The 21,274-nt window shown below is 68.6% G+C and carries 20 protein-coding genes; 9 read left to right on the forward strand and 11 right to left on the reverse strand.

Annotation, left to right across the window (positions count from 1 at the left end; genetic code table 11):
- Positions 1–90: 90 nt before the first annotated feature.
- The 5 genes from ACFWUR_RS21405 to ACFWUR_RS21425 all read right to left on the reverse strand — a co-directional run bounded on the left by ACFWUR_RS21405 (position 91) and on the right by ACFWUR_RS21425 (position 4,516).
- Entirely contained in the window at positions 91–639 is a 549-nt protein-coding gene (locus ACFWUR_RS21405) for a ferritin (protein ID WP_378909059.1), read from the reverse strand.
- Between the two features lie 148 nt (positions 640–787).
- A complete protein-coding gene (locus tag ACFWUR_RS21410; RefSeq protein WP_378909061.1) occupies positions 788–1,318 on the reverse strand; it encodes a ferritin in 531 nt (176 codons plus the stop codon).
- Positions 1,319–1,328: 10 nt separating this feature from the next.
- Positions 1,329–2,744 carry an LCP family protein gene (locus ACFWUR_RS21415; RefSeq protein WP_378909237.1) on the reverse strand — a complete coding sequence of 472 codons (1,416 nt, stop codon included), beginning with the start codon at positions 2,742–2,744 and terminating at the stop codon, positions 1,329–1,331.
- A gap of 181 nt (positions 2,745–2,925) precedes the next feature.
- Positions 2,926–3,702, reverse strand: a complete 777-nt coding sequence (locus ACFWUR_RS21420; protein WP_378909062.1) for a type II CAAX prenyl endopeptidase Rce1 family protein — start codon at positions 3,700–3,702, stop codon at positions 2,926–2,928.
- Between the two features lie 52 nt (positions 3,703–3,754).
- The gene (locus tag ACFWUR_RS21425) at positions 3,755–4,516 is read right to left on the reverse strand and encodes a DUF2470 domain-containing protein (protein ID WP_378909064.1); all 762 of its coding nucleotides are present in this window, start codon (positions 4,514–4,516) and stop codon (positions 3,755–3,757) included.
- A gap of 102 nt (positions 4,517–4,618) precedes the next feature.
- On the opposite strand from ACFWUR_RS21425, the gene ACFWUR_RS21430 reads away from it, so the two are divergent.
- From ACFWUR_RS21430 to ACFWUR_RS21440, 3 genes are read left to right on the forward strand one after another with little or no spacing between them, the layout of a single operon-like run.
- A complete protein-coding gene (locus ACFWUR_RS21430) occupies positions 4,619–5,041 on the forward strand; it encodes a hypothetical protein (RefSeq protein WP_378909065.1) in 423 nt (140 codons plus the stop codon).
- Positions 5,042–5,081: 40 nt separating this feature from the next.
- On the forward strand, positions 5,082–5,996 hold the full coding sequence (gene pheA / locus ACFWUR_RS21435) for a prephenate dehydratase (protein WP_378909066.1): 915 nt from the start codon (positions 5,082–5,084) through the stop codon (positions 5,994–5,996).
- Positions 5,993–6,661 (forward strand): histidine phosphatase family protein, encoded by a 669-nt coding sequence (locus tag ACFWUR_RS21440; RefSeq protein ID WP_378909068.1) that lies wholly within the window; start codon positions 5,993–5,995, stop codon positions 6,659–6,661. The genes pheA and ACFWUR_RS21440 overlap by 4 nt, the downstream gene beginning before the upstream one ends.
- 95 nt (positions 6,662–6,756) lie before the next feature.
- On the opposite strand, the gene ACFWUR_RS21445 is transcribed toward ACFWUR_RS21440, so the two are convergent.
- From ACFWUR_RS21445 to ACFWUR_RS21470, 6 genes are all read right to left on the reverse strand, one after another.
- Entirely contained in the window at positions 6,757–7,593 is an 837-nt protein-coding gene (locus tag ACFWUR_RS21445; RefSeq protein ID WP_378909069.1) for an ESX secretion-associated protein EspG, read from the reverse strand.
- Positions 7,590–8,717, reverse strand: coding sequence for a PPE family protein (locus tag ACFWUR_RS21450; RefSeq protein ID WP_378909070.1), 1,128 nt, complete (start codon positions 8,715–8,717; stop codon positions 7,590–7,592). Before ACFWUR_RS21450 ends, ACFWUR_RS21445 begins: the two co-directional genes overlap by 4 nt.
- A 46-nt stretch (positions 8,718–8,763) precedes the next feature.
- Positions 8,764–9,075 carry a PE family protein gene (locus tag ACFWUR_RS21455; RefSeq protein WP_378909071.1) on the reverse strand — a complete coding sequence of 104 codons (312 nt, stop codon included), beginning with the start codon at positions 9,073–9,075 and terminating at the stop codon, positions 8,764–8,766.
- 109 nt (positions 9,076–9,184) lie between these two features.
- Complete coding sequence (locus ACFWUR_RS21460; RefSeq protein ID WP_378909239.1) at positions 9,185–9,523, reverse strand: metallopeptidase family protein; 339 nt, start codon at positions 9,521–9,523, stop codon at positions 9,185–9,187.
- A 14-nt stretch (positions 9,524–9,537) separates the two neighbouring features.
- Entirely contained in the window at positions 9,538–10,605 is a 1,068-nt protein-coding gene (locus ACFWUR_RS21465) for a septum formation family protein (protein WP_378909072.1), read from the reverse strand.
- 36 nt (positions 10,606–10,641) lie between these two features.
- Positions 10,642–12,324 (reverse strand): aldehyde dehydrogenase family protein, encoded by a 1,683-nt coding sequence (locus tag ACFWUR_RS21470; protein ID WP_378909073.1) that lies wholly within the window; start codon positions 12,322–12,324, stop codon positions 10,642–10,644.
- A gap of 80 nt (positions 12,325–12,404) precedes the next feature.
- Here ACFWUR_RS21470 and serS point away from each other — a divergent pair, with 80 nt between their 5' ends.
- The 6 genes from serS (at position 12,405) to ACFWUR_RS21500 (ending at position 21,253) form a co-directional block, all read left to right on the forward strand.
- Positions 12,405–13,661 carry a serine--tRNA ligase gene (serS, locus tag ACFWUR_RS21475; RefSeq protein WP_378909075.1) on the forward strand — a complete coding sequence of 419 codons (1,257 nt, stop codon included), beginning with the start codon at positions 12,405–12,407 and terminating at the stop codon, positions 13,659–13,661.
- Between the two features lie 76 nt (positions 13,662–13,737).
- Entirely contained in the window at positions 13,738–15,573 is a 1,836-nt protein-coding gene (locus tag ACFWUR_RS21480) for a putative bifunctional diguanylate cyclase/phosphodiesterase (RefSeq protein ID WP_378909076.1), read from the forward strand.
- 89 nt (positions 15,574–15,662) lie between these two features.
- Entirely contained in the window at positions 15,663–16,976 is a 1,314-nt protein-coding gene (locus tag ACFWUR_RS21485; RefSeq protein ID WP_378909077.1) for an MFS transporter, read from the forward strand.
- Positions 16,977–17,058: 82 nt separating this feature from the next.
- A complete protein-coding gene (locus tag ACFWUR_RS21490) occupies positions 17,059–18,000 on the forward strand; it encodes a DMT family transporter (protein ID WP_378909079.1) in 942 nt (313 codons plus the stop codon).
- Between the two features lie 31 nt (positions 18,001–18,031).
- Complete coding sequence (locus ACFWUR_RS21495; RefSeq protein WP_378909080.1) at positions 18,032–19,999, forward strand: serine/threonine-protein kinase; 1,968 nt, start codon at positions 18,032–18,034, stop codon at positions 19,997–19,999.
- Between the two features lie 96 nt (positions 20,000–20,095).
- Positions 20,096–21,253, forward strand: a complete 1,158-nt coding sequence (locus ACFWUR_RS21500) for a hypothetical protein (protein ID WP_378909081.1) — start codon at positions 20,096–20,098, stop codon at positions 21,251–21,253.
- Positions 21,254–21,274: the final 21 nt, after the last annotated feature.

The following is a 21,274-nucleotide window of genomic DNA, read 5'->3' on the forward strand; positions in this document are numbered from 1 at the left end:
TATTCCTTTTGGTCTGGGGGGCTCGTTTTTTTTTAAACCTCCCCGGGGGCGGGCCGGCGCCCCGCCCCCCCAACCCCTTTCGCGTTCGAGCTAGACGCTGCCGCCGGCGACCGACGGCGCACCCGAGGCGTCCTTCGGGGTGCTCAGCTCACGCCACATGAACTCCTCCAGGTCGAACAGGTTCGACCCGGCGCGGTCGGCGATATTGAGCAGCGTTGTCATGTGCGCCACTTCTTCGACCTGTTCCTTCAGGAACCACTGCATGAACTGCTCGCCGAGGTAATCGCCCTCTTCGCGGGCGGTGCTGGCCAGCTGGACGATCTGATCGGTGACCGTCTTCTCCTGGGTCAACGCCAGTTCGATCGGCTCACGGGCGGAGTCGAACTTCGACTTCGCCGCGTCGATGCCCGAGATATCCACGGAGATGTCGCGGTCGACGAAATACTGCACGATCATCATCGCGTGATTTCGTTCCTCCACCGACTGGGCGTAGAAACGCTTGGCCAGCTGCGGCAGGTCGTGGTTGTCGAACCACACCGCGATGGCGATGTACTGATGCTCGGCATTGAACTCATGCCGGATCTGGTCTTGAAGCAGAGTGTGGAACTTGCTACGCGGAGCTTCCGGATGAATCGACATAGCGGCAACATTAATGCTGGTCATAGGGGGTTGTCATCCAAGTGCAGCCTTATTGAGGACAGTATTCCCTAACAAAGTATTTCCTAATAAGCGCCGACGAGGCAGCGTTCGTCAGCTGCGTACGGCCGGGGCGAAGGCGGCGGTACGCCTAACTCGCGCCTGCCATTCGGGGAGCGGTGGTATCGACGCGCACCGTGCCACGCAGCTCGCGGCGGACGAATTCCTCGACGTCGAACAGGTTGTCCTGCCGGTCGAGCACGGTCAGCAGGGTGGACATCTTGGCGACATCGTCGACCTGTTCGGCGAGGAACCACTGCATGAACTGCTCGCCGAGGAAGTCGTTCGAGTCCCGCGCCGCCGCGGCGAGAGCGCTGACCTGCGTGGTGGTGACCCGTTCGCGGTCGAGCAGAAACGCGATCGCGTCGCGCGGGGATTCGAATTCCGCGCGCACGTCGTCGAGCCCGCCGATCGCGATCGGCACATCACGGTCGAGCAGGTACTGCACCATGCGCATCGCGTGCCCGTGATTGGCCGTCGAGCGCGCGTAGGTCTGCGTGGCCAGCTCGGGTAAGTCCTGCGCGTCGAAATAGACGGCGGCGGCGAGATATTGATGCGCCGCGGTCAGACCCGCTCTGACCTGGTCACGAAGCATTTCGGCGAAGGACAGCTTTTCGGACATACCCACGACGTTACCGCGTGAGCAGCTCCTCCGGAATCTGCTGATCGGCAGCGAGCGCCTCGAAGAAGCCAGTGGCCCTCGCCTTGTCCCAGAGCAAGACGTTGCCCACCTCGGTGTCGTCGAATCCGCCGATCGGCACGCTGGTGGTGACGGTCTCCGCGCGCATCGCCCAGCCGAGTGCGGCCAGGTTCCAGATGTGGTCACCGTCGTCGACCTTCAGCGAGCCCGCGACTCCGGTTGCCATGGGCCACAAGGCGAACGGATTCGCGAGGGTGCCCGTGCTCGTCGCCTTCTTCAGCAGCGCCGCCATGAACATGCGCTGGCGGTTCATCCGGTCGACATCGGCGGTCGGGGTCGCGCGGGTGCGCACGAAACCGAGTGCCTGCGGGCCGGACAGTTCCTGACAGCCCGCGGGCAGGTCGAGTCCGGCCAGCGGGTCGACGATCGGTTCGTCCAGGCACATCTCGAGCCCACCCAGCGCGTCGACAACGCTGGCGAAACCACCGAAACCGATCTGCGCGTAGTGGTCGATCCGCACGCCCGTCGCTACTTCCACTGTCTGGACCAGCAACGACGCGCCGCCGATCGCGAACGACGCGTTCAGCTTGTCTTTGCCGTGGCCGGGAATGCTCACGTAGGAGTCGCGCGGGAGGCTGACCATGGTGGTCGGGCCGGAGGACGGAATGTGCACCAGCATGATCGTGTCGGTGCGTTCGGGTCCGGTGTCGCCACCGGTCGCGAGTTCCTGCTCCTGCTCGGTCGAGAGGTCGCCGCGGCCGTCGGAGCCGACGAGCAACCAGTTGGTGCCGGGGGTATTGCTCACGCGGTCGCTGTAGGAGGGCAGCGCGGTGATGCGGGTGAGCGAGTTGTCCAGGTGAACGACCGCGGCGATGAGGCCCGCGATCACCAGCACGATGATCACCGTGAGCCACCGGAACGGATGACGTTTGCGCCTGCGCCGCGGCGGCCGCGGCTGTCTGCCCAGGTCGACGGGCGGGGGAGTGCGCCGGGGCGGGACGGCGTCGTGGTGGGGCACCGGACGCTGGGTCGGCGCGTGCCTGACCTGGTCACGACGTGGGCGTGGCGGGGGCGGCGGTGGTGGCTGACGCGGCTTCTCGCGCTCGTACGGCATCTGCGAATAGGCCAACGGCTGGTCGCCGGAGTTGCCGCGGTGCATCACCTGGGTGGGTTCGATGTGCGACGCGCCGCGCCGAGGCGCCGGGTTGTAGCGAACAGTCGGCCCGTCTTCGGGATTCGGGCGCCGATCGTTGCCGGGCGGGCGGCCGTAGCGCGGATCGGGGGGCATCGCGCGACCCTGCGGCATCGGCGGACGACCTGGTGGGGGCACCGGGGGACCGCCGGGTCGGCCGGACGTCGGCGGCACCCGGCGTCTACGGGGGTCCTCGCGGGGGTCGTCGCCGTTCATCACCGTCAAACTCTACTGATCGTGGGGGCGCGTGGGGGTTCTGCGCGCTCGGTCTCTACTGGGATACCCCGTGCGAGGGCCACTGTTAGCGCGAAACGCGGTGATGTGGTGAAACTCGCCGCGACACGCCGCCCACATCAGCGAACGGCCCATCGGCCGACCGATCACGGCAGCCTCGCTGTCACGGCAGCCAGCCGACGCGTCCACGCAGGACGTGGTAGCCCAGATAGGCCACCGCGTCGATCGTCGCGTGCGCCACGATCAGCGGCCACAGGCGGTTGGTGCGCTGCCAGTATCGACCGAAGATCACGCCCATCACGATGTTGCCCAGGCCGCCGCCGATCCCCTGATACAGGTGATAGCTGCCACGCAGCAGCGCCGACGCGGCCAGCGAGGAGTTCTCCGACCAGCCGAGCTTGCGCAACCGGGTGATCAGATACCCCACCACCAGCACTTCCTCGGCGACGGAATTCGCGCACGCCGACAGAACCAGCACCGGCAGCCGCCACCAGTGTTCCGACAGCGAACTCGGCACGATGGTCACGCTCACCCCCATCGCGTGCGCGATCAGATACAGCGCGAGCCCCGGCACCCCGATCACCGCGGCCAACACCAGGCCCGCCACGACATCGCCGCGCCGGATCCGTGCCAGCCCGATCAGCCGCGGCCCGATCCCGCTGCGCCACAACAGATACAGGCCCAGCGCCGCCCACGCCAGCAGCCGGGTCACCCCGACGAGCTGGAACAGCAGATCGAGAAACGAATTGTTCGACCGCGACGCGTTCAACGCCACCGTCCGCCCACCGACCCCACCCGGCGACAGCGCCGAATCGAGCAGGGACAGACCGGCACTGATCCCGCTCAACCCGAAGGTCACGAGCAGCACGACCGCGATCTCGACTCGCAGCCCGAACCTGTCCCGCTCGCTCAGTTGGTCCTGGGGAGGATCGACACGCATGCCGCGCAGTGTAAGCAGCGACCGCGGCGGAGTCGGTTCCCGGCGGGCCCTGTCAGATGCGGCGCAGGCCGTTCAGGAACGGGCAGCCCGCCAACACGCGCACCGCGCGGCTCAGCGACTCGATGTTGTCGGCAGGGGTGGGGAAGGGCAGGCGGACGTCGTGATCACCGTCCTTGCTCTCGATCCGCAGCGTGATGCCGTAGCGGTCGATGGCGAGCGGATGCACCAGCCCGCCCCGCAGCCGGGTCGGCAGGTGGCGGGCCAGTTGGGCCACCACGTCGGCGTGATCCTCGGACATGTGCTGCAGCCAAGCGCTTTCCAGCTCGCAGAACGGGTCGGCGGTGGCGGCGCGCAGGTCGGCGTGGTCGACGGATTCGGCGCCCGCGGTGTCGGCCAGCACCGCCGAGTTCACCACGATCCGCAGCAACGTGACCCCGTGCCCGACATCGAGCAGGCCCGGATGCGGGTAGTCCTTGGCGATTTCGACGGCGAGGGCGCGCTGCGCGTGCTCGGGTACCTGGCGCACCCATCCGCGCAACCACACCAGCGCCCGGACCGGCTCGCGCAGCGGCAGCGGCGCGTGATCGGTGAGTTCGAGGACCGCGGAGGTCTCGTTGGCCGTGGCGGCCAGGGCGGCCGCCAGCGAGGACGCGGGCACCGCGATCACCGCGTCGCCGCAGTGGCGCAGGTGGTGCAGCGATGTGGGGACCGGGTCGATCCCGGGAAGCGCGAGCACCGCTGTCTCGGCATGAGCGCACGCGCTTCGCACCCGCTCGGCGGTGGTCGGCGCGAGGATCGTGGTGGGGCTCGGCATGACAACCTCCGCGAAACGTTTGATTAGGTAAACCTAAGCTAAGTTACAAACGCTCGCCACGCAAGAGGACACCCCGAAGAATCGAGCCGATACGGTGGACCGATGACGCACGACGACCACGGCGACGACCACTCCGCCCCCGCCGAACCCGTCCTGCTGAGCCTGTCGGCCCCCGCCCGCCGCAGCCTCGTGGCCGACCTGGTCCGCCCCGACGGCAGTTCCCCCACCCCGGTGAACGTCGACATTCCCGATCCCGAGCTCGCCGCCTTCCTGGCCGGTATCGCCCACGCCGACCACGGCTTCACCGCCCGCACCACCAGCGGTCCCCGTGCCCTCGCCGTCGTCGCGGGCACAGTCGCCGCCCTCTGCGGCGACGACATCCGCACCGCCCTCACCACCCCCGACCTGCCCTTCCTGACGTCGCTGAAACCCGCCGCGATCGAGGCCACCCGTACCGTCCTGCTCGCCATCGAAACCCCCGACGAACAGGCGGTCACCGCGGCGCTCGCGGTCCTGGATTCCTGAGCCCGGCGAGCTTCGACGGCGGTCCAGCTAATCTTTGTGTGTGCCGCGTATTGCGTATTTCGGACCGTCCGGAACCTTCACCGAGATGGCCTTGGCGAAGTTCGAGAACTCGGGGGCCTTCCACGGCCCGGTCGAGCGGGTCGCCGCGCCGAGCCAAGGGGCCGCGCTGGACTTGATCCGGGCCGGACAGGTCGACGGCGCGGTGGTGCCGATCGAGAGTTCGGTGGAGGGCTCCATCCCGGCGACCCTGGATTCCCTCGCCATCGGGCCGCGGTTGCAGATCATGGCCGAAACCGAGCTCGAGGTGACCTTCACGATCCTGGCCAGGCCCGGAACATCCCTGGCCGACGTGCGCACGCTGGCCGCCTACCCGGTGGCCGCGGCACAGGTCAGGGAGTGGGTGGCGCGCACCATGCCCGAGGCGCGCCCGTTCACCTCGGCGTCCAACGCGGCCGCCGCCGAAGACGTGGTAGCCGGTACGGCCGATGCGGCGGTCTCGACCGCGCTGGCGGGCGAACGACTCGGCCTGGTCGCCCTGGCGGGCGGTGTCGCCGACCACGACCAGGCCATCACCCGCTTCGTCCTGGTCACCCCGCCGGGCGTCGCACCTGCGGCCACCGGCGCCGACCGGACCTCCGTCGTGTTCGAACTGCCCAACGAGCCCGGATCGCTGATGCGCGCGTTCGCCGAATTCGCCACGCGTGGAGTCGATCTCACGCGCATCGAATCGCGCCCCACCCGCACCGGCATGGGCACCTACCGGTTCTACCTCGACTGCGTGGGCCACCTCGACGACCCGGCGGTGGCCGAAACGTTGAAAGCCCTGCACCGCACCACCCGGGTCCGATTCCTCGGCTCCTGGCCCGCGACAGCGGCGGTCGGTACACCGCCGCCGTCGGACGAGCCCGCGGCGGAATGGTTGACGCAATTGCGAAAGGGGGTCGCGGACCTATGACAACCCGCGCGAAACTGATTCTGGTGCGCCACGGCGAGACCGAGGGCAACGTCGCGAAGATCCTCGACACCGCGGTGCCAGGTCTGCCGCTGACCGAACGTGGTGTGGCACAGGCCAAAGCGTTCGGCGCCGGCCTGGAGCGCGCGCCCCAGGTGCTGGTGTCGTCGGACGCGTTGCGTGCCCGCCAGACCGCCGGCTACATCGAAGAAGCCACCGGCACACCGGCATACGTGCTCGACGGCCTCTGCGAGGTGCAGGTCGGCGAGCTACACGGCCGCTCCGACCGGGAAGCGCACGAGCTCTTCCAGCGGATCTATCGCGGCTGGCACCTCGGCGAACTCGACGTCAGAGCCCCCGGCGGCGAATCCGGCCACGAAGTGCTTGCCCGCATCCTGCCCGTCCTCGACGGGCTGCGCGCGGAGTTCCTGACCGACGATGCCGACGGTGACGTCGTGGTCGTGAACCACGGCGCCGCCATGCGCCTGATCGGCAAGGCGCTCGCCGGGGTGGCGCCGCCGTTCACGACGAACAACCACCTCGACAACACCGAGACCATCGAACTGCTCCCGACCGAGGACGGCGGCTGGGAATGCCTACGCTGGGGCAAATTCACCCCACCGTTCACCACCAAGGCAGACTCCTCGGCCGACGACCCGATGGGTTGAACGCTCCGGCTGCGCCTACGGTTCACGGTTGACTTGTGGGGGCGTTTGGTGGGGGCGGTTGGGGTTGGGTTGGGGCGGGGTGGGGTGGGGTGGGCTTACGCCGGGTTAGTGGCTGCCGCGGTAGGGAATTCGGTGCGGACCGGTAGGGACTCGATGAGGTCGGCTACGGCGGTGCGGAGGCGGGCGTTGGTGCCGCTGGCGATGGACGACCACTTCACTCCGTCGTCGGCGACGCTGGCGGTGATGATGAATCTGCCTGCGCGCGTGTTGAATACGGCGATGTGGTTGTCCTGGATATCGCGGGTGCCGTCACCGTAGGCCACGCCGACGATCTCGGCGTAGGAGTGGATCTCCACCAGCGCCGAGGACAGCACCTGCGCGTCGGTGGTCGGATTGCCCACCTTGCTCAGGCGCTGGGCGGTGGCGGCCGCGTCGCCGGTGTCGCCGAAGATCGGCGCCAACTGTTCGGTGGGAGCGTTCATTCCGTACAGCTCGAGCGCCTCGACCGGTCCGAGTGCCTGCAGCACCGCGCCGGGCAGATCGAGACCGGCGTCGTCGATGACGTAGGACTCCGGCCCGCGCAGGGCGACCACCGCACGGTCGTCGCCCTGGGCCAGACAGAATCGGTTGACCTGGCCCGCCACCACCCACCGCAGCGCGATGATCCACTGCGGCCGGTAGAGCACCCGCAGCCGTTCGGCCAGTTCGGGTGCCACCACCTGGCCGAACAGCAGTTCGCGTTCGGCCAGGGCGGCTTGTGCCACGTTCATGGCGGCGTCGTGCGCGGTGACGTTGTCATAGCGGCCCATGGCGTCGAGCACCACGGGCATCTCGTCGAATTCCAGTTTCTCCAGGAGGAACTGCATGTCGTCGAGCGAGAGCACGACGGCGCCGAGCAGCGAACCTCCGCTGCCGGTGCCGAGAACCGTCACTTGGCCGATCCGGCGAGATCGGCGCCGATCACACCTTCGGCCGCGTAGCGACCATCGGTGAACTCGTCGGAGCGCACGTAGTCGACGCCCTCGTGCTCGTCGTCCTCCTCGCCCTTCTGCCGGTTGCCCATCAGCGGGTTGCCCGCACCGGTGCCGGTGTTGCGCACAGGTGCGCTGTCGACCCGGTTGACCACCGATTCCGAGACCGGCGCGCTCGCGGTCGCGTTCGCGGCGGGAGCACCCCAGCCCTCGGGCAGCTTCAGCGAGCCCGCGCTGACGCCACCGAGACCGGCCGAGGTGGTGGCCATGCCACCGACCGCGGCACCGGCGGCACCGACACCGGCCATCGCGGGTGCGACGGCGGCGGTGCCCGCGGGCACGGTGGCCGTGGCCGCGGAGATGGCGGAGGCACCGATGTTGCCGACGGTGCCGACACCGCTGGTGAGCACGCCGCCCGCGGTGTTGGCCGCCTGGGTGGCCGCGCTGACCACGCCGGGGTTGCTGACGAAGGCCTGCGCCGCGGCGACCGCGGTCTGCAGCGGGTCGCCCCCACCGAAGTCGCCCTGCGCCGCGGAGCCCGCGCCGCTGGCGATCGCCGGCGGCATGGAGAACTCACCGGGCGTGGTGACGGTGGCCGTGGTGGCGGCCTCGTAGGTCTCCATCACCAGCGCGGCGCGGATGTCCATCGCGTGGCGCGCGACCTCGGCGACCTCGAAGGCGCCGGAGACGACACCGGGCGGGTTGGCCGAGGCGGCGACCGCGGTGTTGGTCGCGGCGATCTCGGGCAGGCTCGGCATCGCGATCGAGGCGACGGTGTAGGCGGTGGCGTTGGCCGCGCACTTGGCACCGAGCGCGGCGGACATGATGCCCTGCTGGCTGGCCCAGCCGGCGAACGGCGCGAGACGGGCGAGCACGGCGATGCCGTTGACGCCCTGGAGGCCGACACCGACCTCCGCGATCACCCGCGTGACGGTGAAGGCGGCATCGCCCCACGCGGCGGCCAGCGTGCCCCACGAGGTGGCGGCCGCGCTGATCGGGATCGCGTGTGCGCCCGCGTTGAGCGTGGTGGAGTTCACTTCGGCCATACGAGGCAGCCAGAACACCCCGGTGATCCCTGCGGTCATGCTTGTTTCTCCCCTGAGTAAATGATCATCGACGAGTTCGGTGCGACTACACCTGGACGGCGTTGATCGTCGCCGCGCGGACCACGTCTTCCCCGATATGAGTCGTCAGCTGCGAGCGCAGGGTCGCGGCCGCGTGATGCAGCTCGAGGATGCCCTGGGCGATCGAGCTGTCGTGCGTGGCCGCCGCCTTGTTGAAGTGGGACGCCGCGAGCAGCGACACCTCTTCGGCGCCGGACGGCAACACATGGGTCGTCGGCCCGGCGAGGCCGGCGGCGATGGCGAGGCGCTCCGCGAGCAGATCCAGCTCTGCGGCAGCGGCGAGGACGATTTCAGGTGCAACGAGAACGTGTCCAACCATGACCCGACTCCTTCTGGTGGCGGCTATCGGGAACCACGAGAATTCCCCCTACGAGTACTTGGACGCGAGAGCGGGTCATTCGGTTCCATCGATTCCCCACCCAGTTTCGCTAACCCCATCCCAACTCATGCAACCGCTCGTCGTCAATCCCGAAATGGTGTGCTATTTCATGGATCACGGTGATCGCGACTTCCTCGACCACCTCGTCGTCGGTGTTGCAGATGTCGAGAATAGCCTCTCGATAGATGGTGATGGTATCCGGCAACGATCCAGCGTAATAGCTGTCGCGTTCGGTGAGGGCGATCCCGTGGTAGAGCCCGAGCAGCGACGGTTCCTCGTCGTTGCGGGCCTCTACCAGCACCACAACGTTGTCTATGGCATTGGCCAGTTCCGCCGGGATCCGGTCGAGGGCATCGCTGACCAACTCCTCGAATCGCCGCTGCGGCATCCGCTCGGACAACATCACCTCGGCTGGGGCTGCGGCGGCAGTGGCGCGGCGCCCGGCAACGGAGCCGGTGTCGAGCGTCCGGTGTTCGGCGGGGGCACCGGGGCCTGTCCGTCGATCAGGATCTCGCCGCGGGCCGAGCCGACGATGGGTGCGAAACCCTCACGGTCGGCACCTTTTCCGAGCCAACAGTCCAGTTTGTGACTGCCCGCGAGCCAGCTGGCGGGCTCCAGGTAGTCGAAGAACAGGGTGAGCGTCTTGTTGCGGATCGCGTCGGGGCTGCCGAGATAGTCGGCGGAGAGGCGGTTGCACTCGGCTTCGACGAACTTGTCCTGTTCGGCTTCCGACGGCGGTCCACCGGTGAAGTTGGTGGCCAGATCGACCGTGCCGACGATCTCCACCGAGTGCGGCTGGGCGCAGTCGACCGGATCGGTGGGCAGGTTCTGGTTGATGCCGAGGCAGGTGCCGGTGGCGTGGATCTTGGACTGATCGCTGTCGAGCAGGCTGCCGGTGGAGGCGGGGCTGGCGGTGGTGGCGGCGACCTGAACCCCGCACCGCAGGGTCCGATCGCCGTGCTGCCAGCCTGCCGGGCTCGGCGACATCACGTTCACCATGAACTTGCCGCGCGGATCGAACCGCCCGCCCAAGTACTTCTGCACGGCGGTCACACAGTGTTCGTCGCGCAGTTCGGTCATGCGCAGCGAATCGGGGTGGCGGGTGCCTTCGGCGAACTCACGCCCCGGATAGGCGCTGAGATCGATGACGCCCGCCACCTCGAACAGGTGCTTGTCGCCGCAGCCCACCTTCACCAGGTCGCTGCGGTCGGGTCTGGACCAGGTCAGACAGTCGCCCTTCGCCGCTTTGCTGAACTCCTTGTCGCGCACCACCGGTTCGGCGCCGGGCTGGTGCGCTTCCACCTTGTCGGTGTCGAAGCCCGTCACGGTCATGGTGACCATGGCCGCGATCACCGCCCCGAGGGCGGCCAACAGCAGCCCCCAACGCAGTTTCGTCGCGGACAGGTGCAGGGCGCCGCCGCGACTGGGCGCGGCGGGTCCCTCGGCTGGGTTGCTCTGCTTCTTCGACATCGTCGACGAGTGTATTTGTCGTGGCGGGCTGCCGGGTCAGCCCCGCAGAGCTGACACGAAGATGCCCGGGATGCGGCGCAGCTTGCCGTCGCCGTAGAAATCGGTCAGCTTGCGGCCGGTGGAGGTGCCGGTCTTGTTCGAGACGAACCACGGCGGCTTCGGGGTGAGGGCGAATTCGCCGCGCAGGATCGAGCGCGGGGCTGGGCGGAAGGGGCCGCGCACCACGGTGCGTTCCACGTCGTCGAGGAGGAAGGCGTTGTGTACGACGCCGATACCGCTCTGGATGTCGTCGATGGTGTGGCCCGGGTAGGCGCCCCAGCTGGCGCGCGGAGTCAGGAACGCGAGGCCGGTCCAGGCGTTGAGGGCGACGGTGCCGTAGCGCAGGTTCTCGATCGCGGTGTCGAGCTTCGGGCCGAGCTCGCTGATGGTCGCGGGGTCGGCGATGATGTTGGCGCCCAGGGTGCCCATCAGCTGTTCGTTGGCGAAATCGACCGCGTTGCCGAGGAATTCGGCTCCGGTGCCGGGCAGTTCGACCACGCCGAGAACCGGCGAGAAGTACTCGGTGCGCAACAGCGGCGTGCCGACCGCAGGCAGGTTCTCCACCAGGAGGCGGCCGTTGGCGCGGCCCGCGTCGGGGTAGGCCGCGAGTGCGTCCGCCACGCGGTTGTCGCTGCCCGGGTAGTAGGCGGTGCGCGCGGGCGCGTTGTCGATCGCGGCCCGCAGTTCGGTGAGGAACTGCTGCTTGAGCGGCCAGTCCGCCGCGAGCACCACGGTCTGCGCGGCGACGCAGTTGTAGCCACCGTTGTGCAGGCGCTGGGTGGCCACGTGCTCGGCCTGGAACTTCAGATCGGCGGCCGCCCAGTCGCCTGGGATCACGATGCACGGCGCGACACCGCCGAGTTCGCTGGTGATCGGCTTGTCCAGGATGGGCTCGCCGGTCTTGTCGGCGCCCGGTCCCCACACGATCGCGTCGTGGGTCGGCGCCCCGCCGGTCATGTGCACGTGCGCGACCAGCGGATGGTTCACCAGATAGCCGCCCTCGGGAGCGCCACCGGTGAGGATGCGCACCACACCGAGCTCGATGAACGGCGCGAAGATCGCCTGGAACACCGGCAGCAGCGGATCGGTGATCGGGTTGAGCTTGAGCGCGACGACGCGGTTGTTGGCGTAGAGCTCGTAGAGGGTGTCCAGCGGCGCGATCGACATGATGTTGCCCGCGCCGAGTACCGCGCCGACACCGTTGGTCTTCGCGGGTTCGCGCTGGGCCAGGCCCGCCTTGCGACGCGCGGTCGCGGCATCGACGCCGGGCTTGAGCCAGACATCGGCGCTGAACCCGCTCAGCAGCAGCTTGTCGTAGATGCCGTACGGCAGTGCGGGCACCGCCACCCGGCCGCCGGGCGCGGTGGTGAGTTCGACGCCGTCGATCGGGCCCACACCCTTCTCGAGGGCGGCCATCGACTCGCTCAGCGCCGCGGCGCCCGCGAGCATCGTCATCGGGCCCGACATCCACTCCTCGCCGAGCAGGGGGCTGTCGGCGTCGAGCTTCTTGATGGTGCGGGCGGCGGCGACCCAGGCCTCGGCGTCGCGGGCGGTGAGCGCGTGCAGTTCGTCGAGCAGTTCGCGGCGGCGACGCAGGTCTGTCGCGGCCCAGGTCTTTTCCCCCTGGGTGAGATCGGCGAGCGCGGTATCGATGACGGCGGTGTCGAAAGAGGTACTCACACCGCAACTATGCCCCTGCGCTGCCCGATTGGCATAGGCCGAAAGATTAAGGGTTGCGTAAACAACTACGCTTGATTCTCATGATCGACCTCCGATTCCTGCGCGAGAACCCGGAAGCCGTCCGTGCCTCGCAGCGGACCCGCGGTGAGGACCCCGCGCTCGTCGACGCCCTGCTCGAAGCCGACGCCGCGCGCCGGGCCGCCGTGGCCACCGCCGACAACCTGCGCGCCGAGCACAAGGCCATGGGCAAGGTGATCGGCAAGGCGAGCAAGGAGGAGCGCCCCGCGCTGCTGGCCGCCGCCACCGACATGTCCGCCAAGGTCAAAGAGGCCGAGCTCGCCCAGCACGCCGCCGACGCCGATCTGGACGCCGCGCAGCGCGCGATCTCCAATGTCGTGCAGGAAGGCGCGCCCGCGGGCGGCGAGGACGATTACGTCGTACTCGAGACCGTCGGCACCCCACCGGTTTTCGACTTCGAGCCCAAGGACCATCTCGAGCTCGGCGAAGCGCTGCGCCTGATCGACATGGAGCGCGGCGCGAAGGTGTCGGGTTCGCGGTTCTACTTCATGACCGGCTACGGCGCGCTGCTGCAGATGGGCCTGCTGCAGCTGGCCGCGCAGAAGGCGGTGGCCAACGGGTTCACCATGATGATCCCGCCGGTGCTCGTTCGCCCGGAGATCATGGCGGGCACGGGGTTCCTCGGTCAGCACGCGGCCGAGGTCTACCACCTCGAGGAAGACGACCTCTACCTCGTCGGCACCTCGGAGGTGCCGCTGGCCGGCTATCACTCCGACGAGATCCTCGACCTGAGCGAGGGGCCGAAGCGGTACGCGGGCTGGTCGTCGTGCTTCCGCCGCGAGGCAGGCAGCTACGGCAAGGACACCCGCGGCATCATTCGCGTGCATCAGTTCGACAAGGTGGAGATGTTCGTCTACACCACCCCTGACCAGGCCGAAGCCGAGCATCAGCGGCTACTGGCGTGGGAGCGCGAGATGCTCGCGGCGATCGAGGTGCCCTACCGGGTGATCGACGTGGCGGGCGGCGATCTGGGTAGCTCGGCGGCGCGCAAGTTCGACTGCGAGGCCTGGGTGCCCACCCAGCAGACCTATCGCGAGCTCACCTCCACGTCGAACTGCACCACCTTCCAGGCGCGCAGGCTCTCGGTCCGCTACCGCGACGAGAACGGGAAAGCGCAGGTCGCGGCCACGCTGAACGGCACACTGGCCACCACGCGCTGGATCGTGGCGATCCTGGAGAACCACCAGCAGGCCGACGGTTCGGTGCGCGTGCCCGCGGCGCTGGTCCCGTTCGTCGGCACCGATGTGCTGACGCCGTAGGATGCTCATTGTTTGCTGACGTCCATTTGTCGGATGTGGCAAACACCCTGACCCATCAACATCTAGGCTGGTGCTCGTGCGAGGAATCGGGGCGCGCGGCGATACCCGAACCCGGGTGCGGGCGGCATCGGCGTTGGCGACGGCAAAGGTCATGGCCAGGACAACGGGGGCGTTCTACGTTCTCGGTGGTGTCCTCGGCCTGATGATCACTGCCGTCGCACCGGGTGACGACGGCAATCGCACCGTGGTCGGTACCGCGGCGGCGATCTCGGTGCTGCTCGGGCTCACGCTGCTGGCGTGGGGTCCGCGGATGCCGCACGGTCTGCATCACGCCTATCTCGCCACCGCGGCCGTGCTCGTCGCGATCGCGGTCTACGACTTCCCCAACTTGGTCGGCGCCATCACCCTGGCCTCGTTCTTCGTGTTCGTCGCCTGTGACGCGGCGCTGTTCTTCGCCTGGACCCAGGCCGCGGCGCATATCGGTTTCGCGATGGTGCTGTGTCTGCTGGTGCTGCCCGCGCGCGGGTTGCCGTGGTGGTCCGGGCTGATCCCGGCCGGTGTCACCTTCGGTGCGGGTGTGGTGGTCGGCATCCTTACCAGGATGGCGTCGGAAGCCGATATCGACGTGCTCACCGGCCTGCTCAACCGTCGCGGTTTCGAGAAGCAGCTCAACCCGGCGATCGACGCGGCCGGTCGTGGCGGTCAGGGCATGGCCCTGGTGCTCGTCGACCTCGACCGATTCCAGAAGATCAACGACCACCTCGGCCACCGTGCGGGCGACGCCGTCCTGCAGCGAGTCGCCGATACCTGGCTCGACCTGCTCGCCCCCGGCCAGGTGCTGGCCCGCTTCGGCGGCGACGTGTTCGCGCTGCTGTTGCCTGGCACCACCGAGCAGGCCGCGATCCTGCTCACCGAACAGCTGCGCGCCGCGGTGACCATGGGCTGCTCGGCCGGTGTCACCTCCTGGCAGCCGGGTGAATCCGGTTCGCTGCTGGTCAGCCGTGCCGATGTGGGTCTGTACCGGGCCAAGCAGGCAGGGCGCAACCGCACGGTGCTCGAGTCGTCGCGTCAGCTACCGCTGGCGGTGGAACTGCGCGAGGCGATCGACCGCGGTGCGCTCGATGTGCACTACCAGCCGATCGTCAGCCTGACCGAGGACGGCGGCCAAGCGGTCGGTGTCGAGGCGCTGCTGCGCTGGTCGTCGAGCGCGCAACCGGAGGTCACCACCGAGGGCCTGATCCGCGTCGCCGAGGAATACGACCTCATCTCCGACCTCGACGAGCTGGTCCTGCGCCGCGCCTGCGCCGACGCCGCCCGCCTGCAGGAGAGCTTCGCCTCGCTGAACCTCACCCTCAACGTCAACGTCTCCGGCCTCGAGCTGGCCGAAACCGAATACGCCGAGCGGGTCGCGACCATCCTGTCCGATACCGGCTGGCCCGCCGACCAACTCGTCCTCGAGGTCACCGAGAGCGAACTCGCCGCCGAATCCCAGACCGCGATCACCAACCTGCACACCCTGCGCGACCGTGGCGTGCGCATCGCCATCGACGATTTCGGCACCGGGTATTCCTCGCTGAGCCGCCTGGCCACCATCCCCAGCGACATCCTCAAGGTCGACCAGTCCTTCGTCGCCGCCATCCGCTCCGATTCCCCCGCTCCGCCGCTGCTCAGCGTCATCGCCGCCCTCAGCAAGTCCCTGGACCTGCAGGTCATCGCCGAGGGCGTGGAAACCGAGTACCAGGCCGCGGTCCTCACCGAGCTCGGCTTCGCCCTGGCCCAGGGCTACCACTACAGCGACTCCCACCCGGTGGCCGAACTCATCAACGACCTCAACGACGGTCGCCCCCTGACCGGCGCCACCACCGACGACGACGATTCCCTCGCCGCCAACGGCTGGATTCCGCTCGGATAATTCGCTTGACCCGGCTGGACGCGACGCGAACGATAGAGCCCATGCGAATGCTCCTCTACGGCTGTTGACCTTCCCCGCTCCGGCACGCGGTGGCCTGGTTGAGGCGTGATCCGACCGGCGTCCGTGACCTCACCGTGCGCGCGGTCCTGTTCAAGGCGACGCGCGACCTGCTGCCGATCTATGCCCTCTACGGCGTGCTTTTCGCCGATCACGGGCTGAGTACCGCGCAGATCTCGTTGTTGCTGGCGATCTGGTCGGTGACCGCGTTCCTGCTCGAGGTGCCCTCGGGCGCCTGGGCCGACACGGTTTCCCGCCGTCACCTGCTCATCCTGAGCTGTGTGTTGCAGGCCGCGTGCTTCGCGATCTGGATGCTGGCACCGTCGTTCGTCGGATTCGCGCTGGGCTTCCTCGTCTGGGGTATCGCGGGCGCACTGGAATCGGGCACCTTCGAGGCGTTGGTCTACGACGATCTGGTCGCGCGTGGTGAACCGTCGGCGTACGCGCGAATCATGGGCTGGGCGCGCGGTGCGCAGGAGGGCACCGTCCTCGTGGCGATCCTCGCCGCCGCACCGCTGTTCGCTGTCGGCGGCTATGCGCTGGTGGGCTGGGTGAGCGTCGGTGTCGGTCTCGTGCACACGCTCACCGCACTGGCACTACCCAGCGCGCCCGTGGCCATCTCCGCCACCGCCGTCGACGATCTGGACGACGAGCCCGCACCCGAACCGCTGGGCCCGCACGTCAAGCCGGGTGCGGCTGCGGCCCCACCGAATTCGCACGATCGCCCCTCGTCTCGATATCTCACGATGCTCGAAACCGGGCTCTCCGAGGCACTTCACGTCCGGAAGGTCCGTCGTGGTGTGCTGCTCGGCGCACTCCTCTACGGCGTCACCGCCTTCGACGAGTACTTCGGCCTCCTCGCGGTCTCCGGAGGTGCTTCGACCAGTACCTCGGCACTGCTGGTCGGCGTCACCGTCGCGGGCTCGCTGATCGGTTCACTGCTGGCGGGCCGCACCGAGGTCGTGTCGGCTCGGACGTTGGCCTTCGCGCTGTTGGCCGCCGCGATCCTGTTCATCGCCGGCGCGTTGACGGTCGGTGTGACAGCGGGCCCGGCACTGGTCTGGGTGGGGTTCATCGGTATCGGCATCGCCTACGGCATCGACTTCAATGCCGAGGTCATCGCCGGCGCTCGGCTGCAGGATGCGATCGAGGGGTCGGCCAGGGCCACTGTCACCTCGGTGTCGGGATTGCTCTCGGAGATCGTCGCGCTGGGCGTGTTCGGGTTCGTCGCGGTGGCGACGCGGTGGTTGTCGATGTCGACGACGATCGCGCTGCTCGGATTGGTGCTGTTGGTCGCCGCGGCATTGACACCGACGTGGCTCCCGCCCCGCCGAGCGGAACAATAACCGGCGGCGCGCTCGACGGCGGGCCCGCGGGTGCAGGCTGGCATGCTCGTGGTCGGGCATGGTCGGTGGCGAGGGGAGTGCGGTGGTCGGGCGGCATGGTGTCGGGCTGGGGTTCGGGCTCTGTATCGGCGCCGGTGTCGCGGTGCAGGGGCGGATCAACGGGGCCTTGGGTGCGCGGCTGTCCGACGGGATCGCGGCGGCCACCATCAGCTTCGGTACCGGGCTCGTCGCGTTGCTGGTCGCGTTCGCCTTCAGCCCGGCGCTGCGAGCGGGTGCGGCCAAGGTTCGGGTCGCGGTAGCCCGGCGCGAGTTACCGGCGTGGCAGTTGCTCGGCGGGTTGTGTGGCGCGTTCTTCGTCGCCACCCAGGGTCTCACCATCGCCGCGATCGGGGTCACCGCTTTCACGGTCGCCGTGGTCGCGGGCCAACTACTGAGCAGCCTCATGGTCGACCGCCTCGGCATCGCCCCGAACGGCCGAACCCCGATCACCCCGTGGCGCGTCTTCGCCGCCGCGCTCGGCCTCTCCGGGGTCGTCCTGTCGGCCGGAGCAGGATCCGCGCCGACCACGGTAGCCACCGGCGTCCCGGACATTCCCGCCCTGCTCATCGTCCTACCCGCCCTCGCGGGCATCGGCCTGGCCTGGCAGCAAGCGGTCAACGGCCGAGTAGGCGCCACCGGCGGCCCCTTCACCGCCACCCTGATCAACTTCGGAATAGGCCTGACCGCCCTGCTCCTGCTCGACCTCTACACGTTGTCCACCACCGGCCTGCCCACCGAATTCCCCACCGAACCCTGGCTCTACACCGGCGGCCTGATCGGCGTCGCGTTCATCGCCCTGGCCGCCGTCGCAGTCGGCCTGATCGGCGTCCTGCTGCTCGGCCTCACTTCGGTGGCGGGCCAACTCGTCGCGGCTGTGTTACTCGACGCCGCTGCCGGAAAACTCTCGCTCACCGCCGCCTTCAGCTGTGTGATCGTGTTGTGCGCGGTGCTCGTCGCGAGCAAGGTATCGGGCGCCGCTCGCTGATCGCTGATCGCCGCTCGCCGCGGATGCTAGGTTGCTGGCGAACCAGCCGCACTGGTCCGGTGAGTCGGCAGGCGCGCCGTCGGCGCGGGTATCGATGTGGGGGAGCACCGAAGTGATCGAACCGTTGGCGACGAACGAACCGCCGATCATCGGCCGCTACCGCACGCTCGGGGTCCTCGGCGCTGGTGGCATGGGCCGAGTCCTGCTCGGCTCCGGGCCGGATGGGCGTTTCGTCGCGATCAAGCAGATTCATCCACATCTGCTCGACGACAGTGATTTTCGGGCCCGTTTCGCTCGCGAGGTCAGCATCTCCACCCGCGTCTCGGGTGCGTTCACTGCCGCCGTGGTCGATTTCGACATCGGCGAGAATCCCTGGCTGGCTTCGGCATTCATCGCCGGAGTGCCGCTCGACCGGGCGGTGCGCGACCTCGGCCCGCTGCCGGTAGCCGCCCTGCGCATGCTCGCCTCCGGCCTTGCCTCGGCGCTGCATTCCATTCATGGCGCAGGACTGGTACATCGAGATCTCAAGCCCGCCAACGTGATCCTGGCCGCCGACGGACCACGGGTGATCGACTTCGGTATCGCCCATGCGGGCGAGAGCAGCGCACAGCTCACCGAGACCGGAGCCGTGGTCGGCTCGCCCGCGTACATGTCGCCGGAGCAGGCGATGAGCGGGCCGGTGACGGCGGCCGGTGATGTCTTCTCGCTCGGTTCGCTGCTGGTCATGGCGGCCACCGGGCAGAGTCCGTTCGCCGCGACCTCGGCGCCGTACACCCTGTTCAACATCGTGCACAGCGAACCGCAGCTCGACGCGGTGCCGCCCGAGTTGCGAGAGCTGATCGGCGCGTGCCTGCGCAAGGACCCGGCTGCCCGCCCGACGGCGGCGCAGATCCTCGACTATCTGGGCGTACTGCCGGTGCAGGCGCAGCCCTGGCCCGCATCGATCCATGCCGAGATCGCTGAGCAGTCACGGTTTCTGGTCTCGCTCACCTCGGATCCGGAAGCGACGCAGATTATTTCGTCCTTCGCGATCCCCCAGGCCTCCGCGCTGCCGCCCGACCCGGCCCGGAAGCGGTATCGGAGCAGGCTCACGCTCGCGCTCGCGGTGGTGACGGCGGTGGTGATCACGGGGACGGTCGGTGCGGTCCTGCTGCGCGGCGAGGAACCCGCGGTGCGAGCGAGTCCGGCCGCGGTCCTGCCGAGCATGGCGCAACTGCGCGAGATCGATGCTTGCAGCTGGTTGCCCCAGGCGCTCGGCGCCAGTCTGCCCGATGACCTCGTCTCCGGAGGTCAGGCCGAAATCGCGCAGTGGCGGTGGCAGCAGACCTCCAGCTGGGGTTGCGAGGGCACCTCGGCCGCGGCCCGAATAACGATCGAGATCGGCACGGCCACCGATGGATTCACACCGACCGGCGCCCAGACCAACGGCTTCGCCGTGCAGCGCAGCGGCTCCGAATGCCTGTTCGGCATCGACAACGGCACGGCCACCGGGCGCTGGGGTATTTCCCTCAGCACCGCCGAACGCACAACCTGTGCGCTGGCCGAGTACGCCCTCGATCGGCTGGCCGCCACGATCGCCGCCGCACCGCGCAGGCCGGCAGCCCTGCGGACACTGGCCACGCTCGATCCGTGCGCGCTGGCATCGGACGCCGAGATCACCGCCGCTGGAGCAGCGGTCCCCGGCTCCGGTGTCGCGCACACCTGTGAGTGGCGAGGCGCATCCACCGTGCGGCTCACCCTCGCCGTTCCCCGGCGCGAAGACCTCCCGACATTCCTGCGCAAGACCTTCGATGTCGGTGACGGTGTGGTGTTCGAGGAACTGAACGCGGCCGATGCGATGACCGATTGTCCACGCCTCTACCGCTTCCGAGACATCGGCGAGTCCTACGTGGAAGCGGTCACGGTCCAGGTCACCCGCCCGACCGGACAGCCCGACGCGGGCTTGTGCGCCGATACCGAAACAGTGCTGAAGGCGATCGTCGGCCGGTTGCCGCGGTAGCGGTCACGGATCATCTGGTGATAGTTTCACCGCAGGTAGGGAGGACCGGCCGCGCACGGCGGCGGCTCGGTCGGAGGGGAATGTTTCGTGCGGTACATGTCGCGTAGGTTCGCGGCGCTCACAGTTCTGATCGTCGGCCTCGCCACGGCGTGTGGAGACCAGCCGGGTCCCGATTACGGCGACTACGCGATCCAGCCGATCGCCGTCGACTACGACACTCAGGCAAGCTATCACCGCGGTGTCCTGACCGAGTCGCTGCGGATCGGTGAGCGGCTGGTGATCGCCGAGCAGATCGACCCGGACCTGTCGCGGACCCGCGGCGGCGGAGTGATCGTCGACTTCGACGGAATCGACGAGATGCTGTCCAGCGCACAGCGCGAGGCGCTGGCGCCTTTCGACGTGCTGGCGGGCTTCGGCGCGATCGCGGGCAACGACCAAGTGCACAACGAGGCCACTCTCAAATTTCTGTCGATCGCGATCCTGGCGTTGCCCAGCGAGGAGATCGCCGGGCAGGCCGCCGCCGCGATGGCCGCGTCCGACTTCGCGGCCAATATCGACAACGCGCCGCTGCCGGTGCCGGAGTTCGGTGCGGCACTGAACCATTGGCGCCCCGGTGTGCCGACTGTCGGTAGCTGGCTGGTGTGGAAGAACCTGGTGATCCGGATCTACGCCAAGGTCGTCGAACCGAATCCCGACGTGCTGACCGACCTGCTGACCCGCACCTATCGCGCGCAACTCGCCGAGCTGGACGGCTTCACGTCGACGCCTCCCGAGCGATTCGCGATGACCAGGATGGACCCCGACGGTTTGCTGACCCGGGTGGTGTCGACCGGCCGAACCATCCCGGAGCACCAGGAATTCGCGGTGTACGGTCCGCGCGCGTTCGCCCTGCTGGTAGGTCGGCCGTCGGCGCGGTTGGCGCTGTTCGAGCGCACTCAGGTCACCGCGGTCGCTGTGTCCCACAACAAGTTTCTGTTCCGCACCGGCTCACCCGCCGCCGCGGTGGCTTACGCCGATGAGCTCGCGGCCTCCCTGACCGCGGACTACACCGACATGGCGGGTGTGCCCGAGCTCCCCATGGTGCGGTGTCACCGCGCGCTGCGGCCCAATCCGTCCGAGTTCGAGGCCATCCGGTTCTCCTGCGTGGTGGTACACGGCGAGTTCGTGGTTCGCCTGCTGAGCAACCAGGACGACGATGTCCGGCAGATGGCGGCGGCGCAGTACGCGTTGCTCGCCGGTACCGAGGGGGCGTAGTTCGATGAAAGCCCTTGGGCC

Origin of the sequence: Nocardia sp. NPDC058633, from assembly GCF_042717045.1 — a bacterium.
Classification (GTDB): domain Bacteria; phylum Actinomycetota; class Actinomycetes; order Mycobacteriales; family Mycobacteriaceae; genus Nocardia.

What these genes read in the sequence shown, in the direction of transcription:
- ACFWUR_RS21405 (WP_378909059.1), bottom strand. Translation starts at nt 639, where the DNA reads ATGTCGATTCATCCGGAAGCTCCGCGTAGCAAGTTCCACACTCTGCTT.
- ACFWUR_RS21410 (WP_378909061.1), bottom strand. Translation starts at nt 1,318, where the DNA reads ATGTCCGAAAAGCTGTCCTTCGCCGAAATGCTTCGTGACCAGGTCAGA.
- ACFWUR_RS21415 (WP_378909237.1), bottom strand. Translation starts at nt 2,744, where the DNA reads ATGAACGGCGACGACCCCCGCGAGGACCCCCGTAGACGCCGGGTGCCG.
- ACFWUR_RS21420 (WP_378909062.1), bottom strand. Translation starts at nt 3,702, where the DNA reads ATGCGTGTCGATCCTCCCCAGGACCAACTGAGCGAGCGGGACAGGTTC.
- ACFWUR_RS21425 (WP_378909064.1), bottom strand. Translation starts at nt 4,516, where the DNA reads ATGCCGAGCCCCACCACGATCCTCGCGCCGACCACCGCCGAGCGGGTG.
- ACFWUR_RS21430 (WP_378909065.1), top strand. Translation starts at nt 4,619, where the DNA reads ATGACGCACGACGACCACGGCGACGACCACTCCGCCCCCGCCGAACCC.
- ACFWUR_RS21440 (WP_378909068.1), top strand. Translation starts at nt 5,993, where the DNA reads ATGACAACCCGCGCGAAACTGATTCTGGTGCGCCACGGCGAGACCGAG.
- ACFWUR_RS21450 (WP_378909070.1), bottom strand. Translation starts at nt 8,717, where the DNA reads ATGACCGCAGGGATCACCGGGGTGTTCTGGCTGCCTCGTATGGCCGAA.
- ACFWUR_RS21455 (WP_378909071.1), bottom strand. Translation starts at nt 9,075, where the DNA reads ATGGTTGGACACGTTCTCGTTGCACCTGAAATCGTCCTCGCCGCTGCC.
- ACFWUR_RS21460 (WP_378909239.1), bottom strand. Translation starts at nt 9,523, where the DNA reads ATGCCGCAGCGGCGATTCGAGGAGTTGGTCAGCGATGCCCTCGACCGG.
- ACFWUR_RS21465 (WP_378909072.1), bottom strand. Translation starts at nt 10,605, where the DNA reads ATGTCGAAGAAGCAGAGCAACCCAGCCGAGGGACCCGCCGCGCCCAGT.
- serS (WP_378909075.1), top strand. Translation starts at nt 12,405, where the DNA reads ATGATCGACCTCCGATTCCTGCGCGAGAACCCGGAAGCCGTCCGTGCC.
- ACFWUR_RS21500 (WP_378909081.1), top strand. Translation starts at nt 20,096, where the DNA reads ATGTCGCGTAGGTTCGCGGCGCTCACAGTTCTGATCGTCGGCCTCGCC.